Source organism: Balneola sp. EhC07 (genome assembly GCF_001650905.1).
Lineage (GTDB): Bacteria > Bacteroidota > Rhodothermia > Balneolales > Balneolaceae > Balneola.
This window is the reverse complement of the sequence record NZ_LXYG01000018.1, coordinates 241795-257222: the sequence shown is the minus strand read 5'-3', so window position 1 is coordinate 257222 and position 15428 is coordinate 241795. Positions and strand designations below refer to the sequence as shown.

The window sequence follows — 15428 nt, the reverse complement described above, 5'->3', positions numbered from 1 at the left end:
CAAGTTATCAAACCATTTTGATTTAAACAGCTATAATTTGTTAACATAAATGTGAAGTTTTCGTCATACTGTATTACTAGTTTAAGAGATAATACCAAGAAAAACTGAATATGAAATTCACAAACATGAACACAGAAATAAAAAGTGAGTGGGAAATTTCAAGTGGTAAATACTCAGTACGTTTAGCTGAGAATAGAAAAGAAATAGAATCTGCACTCCGTTTACGGTTTTATGTTTTTAATGTGGAGCTTGGAGAAGGACTTCAGGAGTCTTATGACACTAAAATGGATGAAGATGTATACGATCAATATTGTGATCACCTGATAGTCCTTGAGAACAAAACAAATCAGGTAATAGGTACATACAGAGTTCAGGATAATGAAAGTGCAGAAGAGGGTGAGGGGTTTTATACAGCAAATGAATTTAAAATTGATGTTCTTCCGGATAGCATACTTTCAGATGCATTTGAGTTAGGAAGAGCATGTATTGATAAGGACCACAGGAATGGCCGTGTTTTATTTCTATTATGGAGAGGTCTTGCCAAATATATGATGCTTTTAAATAAAAGATATCTTTTCGGTTGTTGTTCTATTACAAGTCAAAACCCCGCTGAAGGATTGTCATATTACGCTCATCTTAAAGAAGAAGGATATTTACATAAGGATTATTTGATTGATGTGGAAGAAGAGTATGTTTGTGAAGTTTCTTCTAAAACTAGTTTTTCGGGAGAAGTAAAAATTCCCCAACTTTTTCAATTATACCTTGACGTCGGATGCAAGGTTTGCAGCCCACCCGCTCTTGATAAAGAGTTTAAAACTATTGATTTCCTGATTCTTTTAGATCTGGAAACATTATCAGAACAAACCAGAGCATTATTTTTAAAATAGTTTCTTACATTTCTGGATGAGATTAATTACCGCTTTATTTAAGCTAACTTTGATACTGATAGCTACAGTCGTTTTTTATCTGCTTATCATTGCAGGTATTCCATTCTCTGTATTTGGATTGAATAGCAAAAGATGGAGAGCCTATTTTTTAAATAAGTGGGGAAAGGTTATGTGCTTGATCATTGGTTTAAGGGTTGAAGTAAAAGGAAGGCCTCCTGAACCTCCGTACTTTATGGTTTCCAACCATCTAAGCTATATTGATATTTTTATGCTAATTTCGAAAACTAAAAGTGTTTTTATAGCAAAAAGTGAGGTTCTGAGTTGGCCTATGTTTGGTTTCATGTCCAAAACAGTGGGGATGTTATTTGTAGACAGATCTAAACGAACCGATGTAAAAAGAGTAAACGAACTTATATCCGAAAGAATAAATGAATCTCAAGGTATTTTACTTTTCCCGGAAGGCACTACAACATCAGGAGCAGAAATTATTCCATTCAAGGCATCATTATTAGCGTATCCGGCCGAACTGGATATGCCAGTACATTATGTAACAATAAGTTACTCCACTCCACCCGATGAAATACACGCTTCTGAATCTGTTTGCTGGTGGCGAGATATAACTTTTGCATCACATTTCATAGAATTATTGAAGCTTAGAAAAATTTACGGTACAATTACTTTTGGTAATGAACCAATTAGTAATAACGATCGTAAGGAATTGGCGAGTGATCTTTATGAGAAATCAAAAGAACAATTTATACCTGTAATTGATAATTTTGAGTATGCAAAATAAACTAGCTGTAGTTAAATCTAATATCTATTTCCTTGAGCAAGGAGTTTCTCTTCTCTCATCCATTACAGATGATGAATACTCTAACAATAACGGCAAATATTTTAAAAGTGGGATAGGTAGGCATTTCAGACATATAGTAGAGCACTATATAAGCTTAATTAACGGATATACAGAAAAAATTAACTACGATCTCAGAGAAAGAAACCTAAAGCTGGAATCAAACAGAAAGTTGATGATTAGTGAATTAAGAAACACAATCGACTCAATTGAAATTTTTGGGTTAAATTCCGAACTGATCGATAAAAAAATTGAAGTTAAAAGTAATGAGGGGATCAGAGAAGGGGAAACACCCTGGAGTGTTTCCAGTATTAGAAGAGAACTTCAGTTTTTAGTTAGCCATACTGTACATCATTACGCTTTGATTGGTTTAATTCTTAAAACTATGGATGTTGAAGTTCCTGAAGATTTTGGTGTCGCTCCCTCTACATTAAAATATGAATCTGAGCAAGAGACAGCAAAAGCTTCATAGATTACATGAGAAGCCTCCAAAATTCGTTTCTGAGAGGGTGGAGGCTTTGGTTCCTGCTTTACCTTGCCCTTCTTTTCTCTTCCCTTTTATTCGAACAATTTTCAAAGCCTCAACAGTTAAATGCTATAGAGTATAAAAGTGAGGTACCGAATTCGGAATCAATCTTGATTTTTCCTGATTTAGAGCAAGAAAGTGACGAGTTCAACTCAATAGTTTCAGAATTAACCACAGCTAATTCGGTTCTGAAAGTTGATTATATATCACTCGCTAAGCATATGAACACTCCATCGGCTCAGTCATATGCAGAACATATTCATTCAATAATCGAATCCTACGAGTCAGATTCACTTCATATTATTGCTAACGGTTTTGGTACCGTTGTCGCTTCTCATTTCCTGAATGCTTCCGGATCAAAAGCACGGTCTCTTACACTATTTGAACCCGAAGGTGTTTTAGAATTTGAGCTTTTAGGAGGTTATCACCTAAACCGTGGGGTTTATCAGATCAATAATGCACTTTCATGGTCTGTACAAAATTTACTTCCTGACTTTGGTTTTTTTGAATACACCTGGTTGAATGATTTTTATTCACGAACTCGACTTAACACAGATCTTAGACAGGTACCTTCTTTGTACAACCGGATTAAGACCCCAACGATTATAATTAATTCAAAACGAAATGTTGAATCTGTAAATAGAATATCATCTGAGCTCAACAGATTAATCGTCACAAGTGATTTGTTAAACCCTGCTTCAGGAAGAAATTCATCTACTGAATTGATTCAAAGTTTTATCAATAACCCAACTATAGCTGATCGAGACGTTTCAGTTTCCAGAAAGGTCAAGGCTTTAATTCCTTTTTCCTATTCAAAAATTATCAACGCTGAAGGTTGGATTCTCACCGGTTTAATGCTGTTGATTATTTTCAGCACTTTTATTTCAGAGGACTTAGCTTGTATTGGAGCAGGCTTAATGGTATCAAGAGGGTTGATGAGCTTTTTTCCGGCTGTTACAGCTTGTTATATCGGGATTTTTGTTGGTGATATTCTGGTCTATCTTTCAGGAAAATGGCTTGGTAATAACGCTATTAATAAGTTCCCCTTTAAATGGTTCATAACTGAAAAAGATATCCAAAGATCTAATCAATGGTTTCAGGCAAAAGGACCTATTATAATTCTGATCAGTAGATTTATTCCGGGCACCCGATTCCCAACCTATTTTTCTGCAGGAATTATTGGCGCGAGTTTTTGGATGTTTATCTTCTATTTCGGAATTGCTTCTCTGTTATGGACTCCTGCAATTGTAAGTCTTGCAATGGTTTTAGGGAATGAACTGATTTATTATTTTTCTGTTTATCAGGATTATGCTCTATGGGTTTTGATGGGGACAATTCTGTTTGTCCTGTTTGTATTAAAAGTCATAATTCCTCTGTTCACTTTTAAAGGAAGGAGATTACTTTATGGCAAGATCAATCGTTTGATACGATGGGAATTTTGGACCATATATGTTTTATATACACCCATCGTATTGTACTCTTTAGTACTTTGGATAAGGTTTAAAAAGATCACTGTTGTAACAGCAGCCAATCCAGGAATGGAAGAAGGTGGATTTAAAGGTGAATCCAAAAATGAGATTCTGAAAAAAATTGAATCTTATGACTTAGTAGCAAGGTTTAAATATTTGGATTCTGAAAACACTTCAACAGAGTTAATTGATTCAGCTTTAAGTTTTATGGAAACGAACTCTCTGGAATTTCCAATAGTTTTAAAGCCAGACAAAGGAGAGAGGGGAAAAGGGGTCCAAATAATTAAAGATCTGGATGATCTGAAATACAGTCTCTCTAATCTTTCGGAAGCTCATATCCTTCAGGAATTTATTGATGGTAAGGAATTTGGTGTGTTTTATTACCGATATCCCGGTAATGAAAATGGGAATATTTTCTCTATAACTAAAAAACATAAACTATCCGTAACGGGAGATGGTAGACAAACTTTAGAACAGTTAATACTAAGAGACTCAAGAGCCGTTTTTATGGCTCAAACTCATTTTAATAAGCATTTAGATGATCTTTATTCCGTACCTAAAGAAGGTGAAAAAGTAATACTTACTGAGCTTGGTACGCATTCCCGTGGTTCACTTTTTCTTGATGGTTCTGAATTGATCTCAGATACCTTGATCAAAAAGATCGATGAGATTAGTAAAAGTTTTAAAGACGGGTTTTATTTTGGAAGATACGACTTGATCACCGGTTCTGGAGAAGAATTAACAAAGGGAGAGAATATTAAAGTAATCGAGTTAAATGGGGTAACTTCTGAATCCACAAATATTTATGATCCGGAGCATAGCTTTTTATTCGCTGTTAAAACTCTGATGAAACAATGGAGAATTGCTTTTGAAATTGGAACACAGAATCACAAAAGAGGTGTTTCAATTCCTTCATTAAAACACATGCTTTCTGTGATATTTACTTCGTGATCAGCGTTTAGCTCCAAAAAAAGATTTTAGCAAATACTCAGAATCCATTTCCAGAATTCCCTGAATAACTTCTATCTGATGATTAAGGTTATTATTTGCTGTGATGTTAAAAAGAGAGCCGGAACCTCCTGAAGCTGAATCTGAAGCTCCGTAGACAATGGTATCAATTTTAGACCAAACCAAAGCCCCTGCACACATCGGGCAAGGCTCTAATGTCACGTATAAAGTGCATCCTTTTAGATATTTATTTCCCAAGGTCTCGCAGGCAGCAGAGATTGCAATCATTTCAGCGTGGGCAGTAGGATCACTTAGTTTTTCAACCTGATTATATCCTTTGCCAATGATCATATTATCTTTAACCACAATAGCGCCCACAGGAATTTCTCCCTCTTCAAAAGCTTGTTCTGCAAGCATTAAAGCCTTCGCCATGTGTTGTTGATGAGTATTCCAGAGTGCCGGATTTTTTTCTTTCTTCAAATGCGGAAAAAGTATTAGTTTCTATTTCTAATTAAATCAAAATAATGCTCTCAGAAGAAGAAAACATCAAAAAATATCTTGAATCAGTAATCAGGACTATACCTGATTTTCCTAAACCAGGAATTCAATTTAAAGACATAACCACACTGTTAAGCGACAAGAAAGCTTTGCAGCTTACAACTAAAGCTTTATGCGATCCTTATCACAATTCAGATTGTGATATAGTAGTAGGTCTTGAGTCAAGAGGATTTTTGTTCGGTACCAACATGGCGGAAGTTCTAAATGCTTCTTTTGTTCCGGTAAGAAAGCCCGGTAAACTTCCCTCTGAGACGATAAGTGAATCTTATGATTTAGAGTATGGTACGGATTCTGTAGAAATTCACAAGGACGCCATTAAAGATGGAGACCGAGTTATTATTCATGATGACCTGATAGCTACAGGAGGAACAGCTTTTGCAGCTTCAAAACTGGTTAAAAGATTAGGAGGCGTAGTAATTGGATATTCTTTTATCATTGAATTAGGCTTTTTGAAGGGGAGAGAGAAACTAGATCACGAAATTATAGAGAGCGTTTTAATTATGTAGTCGGGAACTTAATTGCACAACTCTTATACAAATGATTGAATAACCATCAATCATAATACAAGGAGTTGGCAATGAAGTATCCAAGAATTTCCCTTTTTGTTTTTATGGCAGTTTTATTGTTTGCATCTGCCTGTAAAACATTCGAAGTAAAAAATGTAAACTACGCACAGCAAGTTGAAAGTGTACTCACTCCTACAGATAATGGAGATGTAACAGATTCCAGATACGGCATCGCTTTTAACATTTTGCCTTTCCAATACGAAGAAATGAAAGACAGCTCATCTGTTTTAGTTGATGAAGTCAGATTGATTCGTAACCAAAACGGGTTTTATTTTATCACTGCCGATGGTTTTAACAATGTGTATGTGATGGAGCCTATCAACAGCGGATTAAAGCTTAAAGAGAAGATCAATGTCACAGAACAGGGACTTGTATCTCCGGCATTTAATCTACGATCCCCATTTGTTCAGCTTATTGATACAGCAACTTCAGAAACATTTACACTCAACGAAAAAGGAATTAAAAAAGAGGAGAGCAAATCATGAAACGTTCACTAAATTTATTGACCTTATTATTGCTCTTTGCAGTAAATAGTACAGCTTTATTTGCACAGCAATCTGACTTCCAGATAAAGAAAGATTTTGAAAATCGACATGCAGAGTTATTGACTAACATTGAATTGGCTCAAAAAGTCAATGAAATTGATAGCCTCATAATGGTTATAGATGATTTCAAATCGAATTTTTCAGAACACAGCGAAATGCTTGATTACGCACTTTATCCTGAATCTTTTGATTCTAAAGTCGCAAATTTGAAAAGTGAAGCGAGATCATCAGAACACAAATTACTTATCATTGAAAATCAGGCTGAAAGATTATCAGAGCTTACTGTAGAAGTAACAAGATTCAGATCAGAGCTTTCAAACTTAAATTCCAGAAGTGATTCATTGAGAAATGCGATCACAGAATCTCAGGAAAGCGAAAGAAAGCTATCTCAACTTGTTACCAGATATCGTAAAAGTGTAGAAGAAAGAGATGAATTTATCTTTGATATGGTTGACTCATTGTTTGTTACTTACAATCAATTAGCTCCGGGAACTATTGAAGAACTTTCAAAGAAAGATGGATCAGGAACTATAAAATCAGGTGATAATCCATTGGTTATTATTGATTCTATTCTTGAAGAAAATATCGAAACTCTGAAAGCAGGTTCAAATACCTTTTCTACTGAAGATTATTTGAGAATCTATGCTCTGCAAACAAAAGTAAATGATGTTTGGAATAGTATAGGTGATAATCTGGTAGAGATTTATGGTGGCAACGATAAAGCAAAATGGAAGAAGAGTATAGAAAGTGATCTTAAAGATTGGAAATCTAGCGCTTCTTTATCAATGTGGAATTCTCTTGATGGATATCTGGAGCAAAAGAATGTGGAATTAGGAGCTTTTGACAATAACTCCAGTTTCTTTATGGCTCTTGATAGTTTTGTCTCTAAAGCTTCCAAAAAAAGTGATGAAGAGATAATCAGCAGCAGTACATACGAAGATTTTAAGACATTTAGTGAGTTCTGGACTACCAAAGTTATGGATGAGTGGAACAACTACTTAGTAGAATCAGATGTGTTAACTGCATCACAAATAGCTACTATAGACGGTAAGGTTGACAACTGGGGAGACAGCTCAGAACCTTTTCCAACAAGTTTGCTCATTATATTTGGAATAGGACTGCTTGCAATCATTGGCTTGATAATAGCATTGGTTGTTAAGTAAAAAGTTATCATAAAATTCGAAAAAGGCTAGTCAATAGACTAGTCTTTTTTTATACTGATCAAAAAGGTCTCTTTTATGAAAAAATTACTGTTCTTTTTCCTGTTTGCTGTACTGTCTCTTTCCGGTTTGAATGCTCAGAATATATTAGGTACTTCAGATTCAGCTACGCTTATTTTTGTCAGACACGCTGAAAAAGCAGACGATGGTACAAGAAATCCACCATTAACAAAGGAAGGCGAAGCAAGAGCAGAACGTATAAAAGCAATGTTGAAAAAAGCTTATTCAAAAGTAGATGCAGTTTATTCAACGGAATATAAAAGGACGGAATTGACAGCTCTTCCTACATCAAAGGAATTTGATCTAGAAATACAAAGTTACGATCCAAGAGCCCCAAAAGTATTTATAAAAAAACTCGTTAAAGATCATCAGGGAGAAGTAGTGCTTATAGTTGGCCATTCAAATACTACTCCGTTTCTGGTTAACATGGTAATTGGAGAAGAAAAGTTTGTTCAACTGGATGAATCAGCCTACGATGATGTGTTTATTGTGAAATCTAAAGAAGTAGGGAAAGGAACAGTCGAAGTTAAATCTTCAGCTATTAAAAAATAATTAAGGAAGAGCGAATTTCTTCCTGATCAACCATTCTGTACCCAGAAGTGTAAGAACTAGTACAAACCAAAATACATATCTAACTGGATATATATAGCTCTCCTTTATTTCTGTTCTGGACTGTAGGTTTGAAACGATCTCACTTGTTTCCCAGAATTCATTAGCCGATCCAAAATCAAAAAAACTACCTCCTGAGCCGGTCGAAATATTATTAAGCATTTCATCATTTCTAACAGTGTTAGCAAGCTCAATACTTGACTGTGAAACTAAAAATTCGCCGGTTTCGGTATCAATCTCCCTGTTTCCTTTTCTGGCTGTGGCCGAGAACTTATAATTCCCTTCCATTAAATTCGGTATCTGAAGTTGGTAATTGCCATTTCCAAGATTATCCATTGTATAATTAGCGGCGTAATCATCACTATTTAATGTGAATTCAATTACAGCATTACTTTCAATGTCTCCGGTTTCATTAATCAAACTGGCATTTATCATAGAAGATTCTCCTGAATTAAAAGCATTTTTTAAAGGCTTTATCTTCAACAATCTATTGTCGGGGTTCGATGAAGTCCAATCTACAAGGTTGATAATCAATTGTGTAATAAATGCTCGTTCATTGCTGTTAGGACTTAGGTACAGTTTATACCAACCTGAAGCATTCAGATCGCTTTTCCGGATATTTCCTTGCTCCAGAGTTGAGAGCAAGGGAGAGTTTGTAGATATATTCTGATATCTGGATGTTAACAACAGAGAAGCTTCAGGGTATTCATTGTAAGCATTTATAGAAGATTGAACAGGCGCAAAAGTATTGAGATTTGATTCTACTAGATCTAAGATAGGATGATCCGAACCCTGTGATGAAACCTCCATTTGAACATTAAAAATGTTGGGTGAATCATTGCCAATTATATTAAAAGCTTCAGAAGAAATAATGGACTCGCGATCAGGTAATAAAATAAAGAGGGTAGAGGTTTCTTTATTTTTTAATCCAAGTTCTGAAAATACATTTTCCGAAGGTTTCCCATGATAAATAATCAGATCATATTCACCAGATTCGTTCAGGTTTTTTAATCCGGAAATTGGACCTAAAGAAGTGTAGGTACTCAATTCAATATTTTCATCTGACATTAAAATAGACCTGAGGGCCTTTACATCCGGGTGAACAGCAGAGGCAATATGAAGAATTCTCTTTTTACTATCTAAAACATCAATTGAAAAAAAAGCAGTATTATTTTCGGATGACCATTCTTCTAGTCCTGAATTGATTTCTATTCGAAATTGCTTTAATCCGGGTTCAGTTAACTCCATTTCAAATTGAAGTTCATATATTTCTTTATCTTTTGAGAGAGAAAGAGATTTAGAATCTAATACTCGGTCATCTGATTTTAAATTTACAGTAACAGATCTGTTATCAAATCCGAATTGAGATATATCAACTAAAACCTGATGCATAGTATTAGTAAAACCAGTGCCATTAGTAGAGATATTCTGTATAGAAATATCTTTAACTTTAGTTGTATCACCAATTGCTATGGTATGGATAGGAATTGAAGAGTTTCTTGCTATAAGAACCGGATTCTTGCCGGAAGTAATTATTCCGTCACTTATAAGAATTACCGAAGAAAAATCTTCGTCAGCAGTAGTGATAGTTTCAACAGCGTTAAAAATGTTAGTGAGTGGATAAGTAACTGAGAACTCATCCGGATCTACACTTTGAATTGTTTCTCCAAAATTAAAGAATACCAAGTCAGTGTTATTCGGAGCATCTCTAAGATTAGCAATTACATTTTGATAACTCTCCTCGCCATTATAATCTCCTTTTTGAATGGAAGTACTTTCAGATCCGTCTAATAAAACAGCAATTTTCGGATTTACTATGATTTCTTCAATTGTTTTAAAAAAGGGATTTAGAAATAAAAACAATAAAACAATTAAAGAGATAGCTCTTAACGAACTTAAACTAAGCTTCCATGCTAATGAAATAGTAGAGTACTTTTTATAAGAGAACCAGGAAAGAAAACAAATCAGTAGTGCAACAATTACAGTTACAAAAACAGGAATAGTATTCTGTAACCCTTGAAATTCCACTTTACTTCAACTTCTCAATAATCATTTCAATTATTTTAACAGTAGTAAACCCTTCGGCTTCAGCAGCATAATTATTGACAATTCTGTGCCTTAGAACTGGTACTGCTAACGCTTGAATATCTTCTATAGTCACATTAAATCTACCTTCGGAGAGGGCACGGGCTTTTCCTCCAAGTATAAGGTATTGTGAAGCTCTGGGACCTGCTCCCCAGCTTAAGTATTTCTTTACAAAATCCGGTGCTTGTTCAGAATCAGGTCTTGTACACCCTACCAATTTAACAGCATAATCAAGAACAGTTTCTGGTACGGGAACTTTCCTTACTAGATCCTGCAACTCTTCGATCTTAGATTTATCCAGAATTGGAGAAAGCTTTTCCTTTTTAGTGGAAGTTGTTTGGCTGACAATCTTCTTTTCTTCGTCAAAGGTAGGATAATCAACCCAAATATTGAACATAAAGCGGTCTAACTGAGCTTCCGGAAGAGGATAAGTTCCTTCCTGTTCAATCGGATTTTGCGTTGCAAGAACAAAAAAAGGAGTGTCTAAGTGGTAGGTTTGTCCTGCAGTAGTGACATTATACTCTTGCATTCCTTCCAATAAAGCTGCCTGTGTTTTAGGCGGTGTTCTGTTAATCTCATCGGCGAGAACAATGTTGGCGAATATTGGTCCTTTAACAAACTTGAAAGCTTTCTTACCTGATTCTCTTTCTTCCTCAATGATCTCTGTACCTGTAATATCCCCGGGCATAAGGTCAGGTGTAAACTGAATTCGGTTAAAGGAAAGTCCTAACGTATCGGCTAGAGTATTGATCAAAAGCGTCTTTGCTAAGCCGGGAACTCCGATCAAAACACAATGTCCACGTGAAAAAAGTGAGATCAAAAGAAGGTTAATGATCTCATCCTGACCAATTATGATCTTATGGACTTCCTTTTTAATGGCATTAAAGGTTTCCGTAAACTCGTTAGCGGCTTCAACTGAATCTTTATTCTCTTTCGTCATTACCTTGCAACTACAGATTCTAATTTAGGAATTCTGTACTCCACATATATTTCCTCACGCAGTTCACGTAACCATTTCTGAAATATTCTTGTCTGCTTTTGTTGAAGAGCAATATTTTTAATTCTCTGGTAATCAACGTCTAAACTTGCAACATGCTCCGGAATTTGTCTGTCTAATCGAACGATACGATATGCCTTTCCGGCGTTAGCATTATTAGGATTAAAAAGCTTAGGTTCAGAAATAGACCCTACTTCATCCATCAATAATACAATTCGGTAAAGGGAGGGGTCTAGTCTGGTTAGCGGAATAAGTCGTTCTCCTGATTGTACATCAACAATCTTACCTCCTGATTTAGCAGTAGAAGGATCTTCACTATTTCTGATTGCCATCCCTGAAAAAGTAATATTCTCATTGTTTAACAGGCTATCTCTAATTGTAGTCAACTCTTGTATTGCAGTTTCGTCATCGAGCTGCTCTGCATCAATTCTAATAAGAATGTGACTTGTTTTGATCCTGTTTCCAACCCTCTCGTCTAACCTGATAATATGAAACCCGAATTCAGTTTCAACAACCTCGGAAATTTGACCTGGTTGCAATGCCGCTGCTGCTGCTGAATATTCAGATACCAATTCGTTTAACCCCATCATTGGAAGTTGACCTCCACGTTCTGAGGAACCATCCATACCATGTCGTTTTGCTAATTCCTCAAATGCTACACCATGGTTAAGAACGGAGTCTCTAAGAGATTCTGCGAATTTTAGCGAAGCATCTTTTGCATCCGTTTTGGCTTTTGGCAGCTTAACAATATGAGATAAAGCAACTTGTTCCGGAATAGTAGGGAGGGAGTCTTTGGGAATCGCCTCGAAAAACTCTTTCACTTCGGGTCTTGTGATCTGTATTTCGCTGAACTTGATCTGCTGCATTTGATTTGCAGTCATTTGCTGTCTGAAGTTATCCCTGAAATCGGCCTTTAGTTGGATAATTGACTTACCAAAAGCATCTTCGAGAGCTTGTTCACTACCGGCTTGTTGTATTAGTTGGGATACTCTGGCATCCATTTGCTGATTAACTTGTTCGTCTGAAATCGTAACAGAGTCAATCTTAGCTTTTTCCAATAACAATTTATTATCAATTTCAGATTCTAAGAAAGAATACCAAAGTTCTTTTGTGAAAGGAACATTTTGTTGGTTAAAACTAGCTTGTCTTATGTAGTCTGATACGCTCTGATCGATGTCAGATTTGAGTATAATTTGATCGTTAACCAATGCTACAATTTTATCAGCTGACTGAGGAGAGTTTTTCTGTTGAGCAAAAACAGAAACAGGGGTTAAAAATGACAGAAGTAAAATTAGTTTTAAATATCTCATTATTTAATTTGAGTTCAATGAATCGGAAGTAATTTCCTTATTAATATTATTTGGTAGAACGTTGTAAGTTCGTATTTCATTATTCGCTTCTGCTGCAAGATAAAGATTCTTTACATAGGTATTGTAAGCAATGCGTTTTTTTTCGAGTATTAACCATTCTTTTATTTGAATTAATAACCATTCCAAATCGGGATGTTCACCAACGGCCTTTTCTTCAAGTAACTGAACAAAATGGTACTTCCCGTTAATGTTTTCGATAATCGAAATTTCAGTCACACCTATGAGTCTTAAATAACGGTTTAAAGTATCAAATTCCTTTAACGCATTTGATTCCGGCCAAAAACGAGATGCGTTTTTAATAACCATTTCAGGTTGAAGAGAATAGTTTTGAGCTACTCTTTCCCAAGTATGGCCTTGCATAAGATCTCTTTTAGCATTTTGTGCGTCTACTAATGAAGAAGCTATAAGATGCCTGAACCTGATATACCGTTCATCCAACAGAAACTGATCCTTATTTTGCTGATAATAATCCTGAACTTCTTCTTCAGTAACGATGATCTTACTATTCAAATTATTTAGAACAGCTTCCTGAAATGAAATAGCAATCATATCTTGTCTGGCTCTTTCAATCCTTTTTTTAATTTCGGGCGAATCAGGGATTTTCAAACGTTCAGACTCCTGAAGTATCAACTGCTTTTCAATCCACTTTTCAATGAAATTATTATATGATAATACGCTATCTGATTGGAATTCACTCGAGGGTATACCGGCTTTAGCCTCCTCCATAGTTAAAACAGACCCATTCACTTCAGCTAATATAATATTATCAGAGTTTTGGTTTGTTTTGCAACCTACAAAAAGTGAACCTGAAAGTATTAGATACAACAAAGTTTTCATCTAAAGCTTTTCATCATTTTTAAAAGCGTTTCGTAATTTTTTGTAATCTGCTTTAATTTTAAATCTTTTCTTTAGCTCATTTAACCAAAGATCCTCTCTTTTAGGTTGATAGCTTGCCAGCAATCGATTAAATGCTTCTTCAAAATTCATTTTACGCGAGGGTAAAATTTCTTTTAAATAAAAGACTGCGGTTCTTTGTCTATAATCAAATGGTTCAGAAAAACTACCCGGACTCATTTGCTCTAATTTATCAAATGGATCATCAGTAAAAACACCTGTAGAATCTTTAACTACTGACACTCTAGGGTAATAAGACCTTAAACTATCAGGATGATTTCCATTCTTAATGAAATCTATACCTTTAGCTAGCGAAGTATCCGCAAACGAACTTAAGAGATAGTAAAAATGTCTTTTCGGGAAAGAATATTCAGCCTCATTATTTTCGTAGATCTTTACTAATTCAGACGTATCAACTGTAGCAGCGCTCCATAAGTAGGTGTCATTCACTTGATATACAGCCAAACCTTTCTGATAATTATCCAGTGTTTTCTGAAATTCAGGAAATTCAGAAACCGTAAGTTTCACTAGTACACTATCTATAGCATAAGTCTTAAAATCACTAAACCATTTATCTGAATATGATTTCGCAGATGCTTCAGGATGAGTTGCATCCAGATAATTATGATAATCCGTATCTGTAAACTTGTAATCTCTAAAGCTGAAAAGGTTTGTATTAGTCTCAGGAAATTCGATATTACTGATCTTAAGAGTATCAGACTGAGCAATTTTGGTATTGAAATTTTCCAAAACCTGCTGATTCACACTGTTCCTATAATTATTCATCAACCAATTAATAACAAATGAATTACTTTTTTTGAAATTTGGAGAATCTAAAAACTCTTTCATATACGTTTTCTTTTTCTCTTCTTCATTTCCGAAAGATTGCACAGAATCGATTCGGAAGATGTGATACCCATAAGATGTTTGTATTGGTTTAGAATAATCTATTTCGGTATCCAGTGCCATTACAGAGTCAACAAAACCAGTTTGATATCTACCATAATTAACCCAGCCTATTTTTCCTCCATTTGGAGCAGAAAGACCGTCATCACTAAATTCTAATACAACCTCGCTCCAAGGCCATCCGGCTTCCAACTTTTCAAAGGCAGTATCTACTTTCTCTTTAGAAGCTTGTGATCCTGCCCGGGTAAATATATGAGATACTTCACGAGATAAGGTTCGGGATCTTTTATCCTGAAGATGAACAATATGGTAACCGAATTGAGTTCTGAATGGCATAGAAACTTCACCAATCTTTAAACTGAATATTTGGTCCTCAAATTCTTTTACGGTAGTTCCTATACTAAACCAAGGTAGATCGCCGCCCATTGACCGTCCATTTTGAGTACTCGAATATTGGCGGTCAAGCTCTGAAAAATCAGTTCCATTAAGAAATTTATTACGAGCTTCAATTAATTTTTGATAGGCTTCAAGAGTATCTTCCGGTGATGCATTATTATTTAATGCAATTAGTATATGTTCACTCTTAAGTTCATTTGAAGCTCTGTCGTAATACTTTTCAAACTCCGTCTCTTTAATTTTGTTTTCTAACCAATAAGAGTATGATGCTTGTTTTGAGTATTGTCCCAGTTCACTCAGAAGCTGCTCATCTTTCAGGATACCTTCTTTTTCAGCAAACTGAATTTTAGCTTTATACTCCAGATAGATGGGTAAAAAATCTTCCAATTCTTTAAGTGAAGGAGAACTGTTTGGGAATGTATTGACATTCGCTTTAAGCTCTCCGTAAGTTATCTTTTCTTTCCCGACTGTTCCAACAACAGTTTTATCGTTTTTAGATTGGGAAATTGAAAGAGTTGAACAAATTGAAATAATTAAAAGGCATAAGCCTAGCTTTCTATCTAGTCCGTTCATTTAAGAAATCATATTTTTTTGATGTTAGT

At 35.2% G+C, this 15428-nt stretch carries 14 protein-coding genes; 8 read left to right on the top strand and 6 right to left on the bottom strand.

Annotated elements, in window-relative coordinates; all coding sequences use genetic code 11:
• Positions 1-110: 110 nt before the first annotated feature.
• The 4 genes from A8B79_RS13025 (at position 111) to A8B79_RS15975 (ending at position 4683) form a co-directional block, all read left to right on the top strand.
• On the top strand, positions 111-887 hold the full coding sequence (locus A8B79_RS13025) for a GNAT family N-acetyltransferase (RefSeq protein WP_082894181.1): 777 nt from the start codon (positions 111-113) through the stop codon (positions 885-887).
• Between the two features lie 16 nt (positions 888-903).
• Entirely contained in the window at positions 904-1680 is a 777-nt protein-coding gene (locus tag A8B79_RS13020; RefSeq protein WP_066223464.1) for a lysophospholipid acyltransferase family protein, read from the top strand.
• Positions 1670-2209: a DinB family protein gene (locus A8B79_RS13015; protein ID WP_066223462.1), complete on the top strand. Its 540-nt coding sequence runs from the start codon at positions 1670-1672 to the stop codon at positions 2207-2209. The genes A8B79_RS13020 and A8B79_RS13015 overlap by 11 nt, the downstream gene beginning before the upstream one ends.
• A gap of 164 nt (positions 2210-2373) precedes the next feature.
• Positions 2374-4683, top strand: a complete 2310-nt coding sequence (locus tag A8B79_RS15975) for a DedA family protein (RefSeq protein ID WP_161485173.1) — start codon at positions 2374-2376, stop codon at positions 4681-4683.
• Here the strand turns inward: A8B79_RS15975 and tadA are convergent, their stop codons facing one another.
• Positions 4684-5112, bottom strand: a complete 429-nt coding sequence (tadA, locus tag A8B79_RS13005; RefSeq protein ID WP_066223575.1) for a tRNA adenosine(34) deaminase TadA — start codon at positions 5110-5112, stop codon at positions 4684-4686.
• Positions 5113-5204: 92 nt separating this feature from the next.
• Here tadA and A8B79_RS13000 point away from each other — a divergent pair, with 92 nt between their 5' ends.
• The 4 genes from A8B79_RS13000 (at position 5205) to A8B79_RS12985 (ending at position 8121) form a co-directional block, all read left to right on the top strand.
• Positions 5205-5744 (top strand): adenine phosphoribosyltransferase, encoded by a 540-nt coding sequence (locus tag A8B79_RS13000; protein WP_066223460.1) that lies wholly within the window; start codon positions 5205-5207, stop codon positions 5742-5744.
• Positions 5745-5815: 71 nt separating this feature from the next.
• A complete protein-coding gene (locus A8B79_RS12995) occupies positions 5816-6289 on the top strand; it encodes a hypothetical protein (RefSeq protein WP_066223457.1) in 474 nt (157 codons plus the stop codon).
• Positions 6286-7512 (top strand): hypothetical protein, encoded by a 1227-nt coding sequence (locus A8B79_RS12990; protein ID WP_066223456.1) that lies wholly within the window; start codon positions 6286-6288, stop codon positions 7510-7512. The genes A8B79_RS12995 and A8B79_RS12990 overlap by 4 nt, the downstream gene beginning before the upstream one ends.
• Positions 7513-7587: 75 nt before the next feature.
• Positions 7588-8121 (top strand): SixA phosphatase family protein, encoded by a 534-nt coding sequence (locus tag A8B79_RS12985; RefSeq protein ID WP_066223454.1) that lies wholly within the window; start codon positions 7588-7590, stop codon positions 8119-8121.
• On the opposite strand, the gene A8B79_RS12980 is transcribed toward A8B79_RS12985, so the two are convergent.
• Genes A8B79_RS12980 through A8B79_RS12960 form a run of 5 tightly spaced genes read right to left on the bottom strand, consistent with a single transcriptional unit; the run spans position 8122 to position 15399 of the window.
• A complete protein-coding gene (locus A8B79_RS12980; protein WP_066223452.1) occupies positions 8122-10206 on the bottom strand; it encodes a hypothetical protein in 2085 nt (694 codons plus the stop codon).
• Between the two features lies 1 nt (position 10207).
• Positions 10208-11203, bottom strand: a complete 996-nt coding sequence (locus A8B79_RS12975; RefSeq protein WP_066223451.1) for an AAA family ATPase — start codon at positions 11201-11203, stop codon at positions 10208-10210.
• The gene (locus A8B79_RS12970) at positions 11203-12570 is read right to left on the bottom strand and encodes a peptidylprolyl isomerase (protein ID WP_066223449.1); all 1368 of its coding nucleotides are present in this window, start codon (positions 12568-12570) and stop codon (positions 11203-11205) included. Before A8B79_RS12970 ends, A8B79_RS12975 begins: the two co-directional genes overlap by 1 nt.
• A 3-nt stretch (positions 12571-12573) precedes the next feature.
• Positions 12574-13467: a peptidylprolyl isomerase gene (locus A8B79_RS12965; RefSeq protein ID WP_066223447.1), complete on the bottom strand. Its 894-nt coding sequence runs from the start codon at positions 13465-13467 to the stop codon at positions 12574-12576.
• On the bottom strand, positions 13468-15399 hold the full coding sequence (locus A8B79_RS12960; RefSeq protein ID WP_066223445.1) for a peptidylprolyl isomerase: 1932 nt from the start codon (positions 15397-15399) through the stop codon (positions 13468-13470). It lies immediately after the preceding gene.
• Between the last annotated feature and the right edge of the window lie 29 nt (positions 15400-15428).

Bases quoted from the DNA above. Each gene is read 5' to 3' on its own strand.
- A8B79_RS12995 (WP_066223457.1), top strand. From the start codon at position 5,816: ATGAAGTATCCAAGAATTTCCCTTTTTGTTTTTATGGCAGTTTTATTG.
- A8B79_RS12990 (WP_066223456.1), top strand. From the start codon at position 6,286: ATGAAACGTTCACTAAATTTATTGACCTTATTATTGCTCTTTGCAGTA.
- A8B79_RS12985 (WP_066223454.1), top strand. From the start codon at position 7,588: ATGAAAAAATTACTGTTCTTTTTCCTGTTTGCTGTACTGTCTCTTTCC.
- A8B79_RS12965 (WP_066223447.1), bottom strand. From the start codon at position 13,467: ATGAAAACTTTGTTGTATCTAATACTTTCAGGTTCACTTTTTGTAGGT.
- A8B79_RS13000 (WP_066223460.1), top strand. From the start codon at position 5,205: ATGCTCTCAGAAGAAGAAAACATCAAAAAATATCTTGAATCAGTAATC.
- A8B79_RS12960 (WP_066223445.1), bottom strand. From the start codon at position 15,399: ATGAACGGACTAGATAGAAAGCTAGGCTTATGCCTTTTAATTATTTCA.
- tadA (WP_066223575.1), bottom strand. From the start codon at position 5,112: ATGGCGAAGGCTTTAATGCTTGCAGAACAAGCTTTTGAAGAGGGAGAA.
- A8B79_RS13015 (WP_066223462.1), top strand. From the start codon at position 1,670: ATGCAAAATAAACTAGCTGTAGTTAAATCTAATATCTATTTCCTTGAG.
- A8B79_RS13020 (WP_066223464.1), top strand. From the start codon at position 904: ATGAGATTAATTACCGCTTTATTTAAGCTAACTTTGATACTGATAGCT.
- A8B79_RS12970 (WP_066223449.1), bottom strand. From the start codon at position 12,570: ATGAGATATTTAAAACTAATTTTACTTCTGTCATTTTTAACCCCTGTT.
- A8B79_RS13025 (WP_082894181.1), top strand. From the start codon at position 111: ATGAAATTCACAAACATGAACACAGAAATAAAAAGTGAGTGGGAAATT.
- A8B79_RS12975 (WP_066223451.1), bottom strand. From the start codon at position 11,203: ATGACGAAAGAGAATAAAGATTCAGTTGAAGCCGCTAACGAGTTTACG.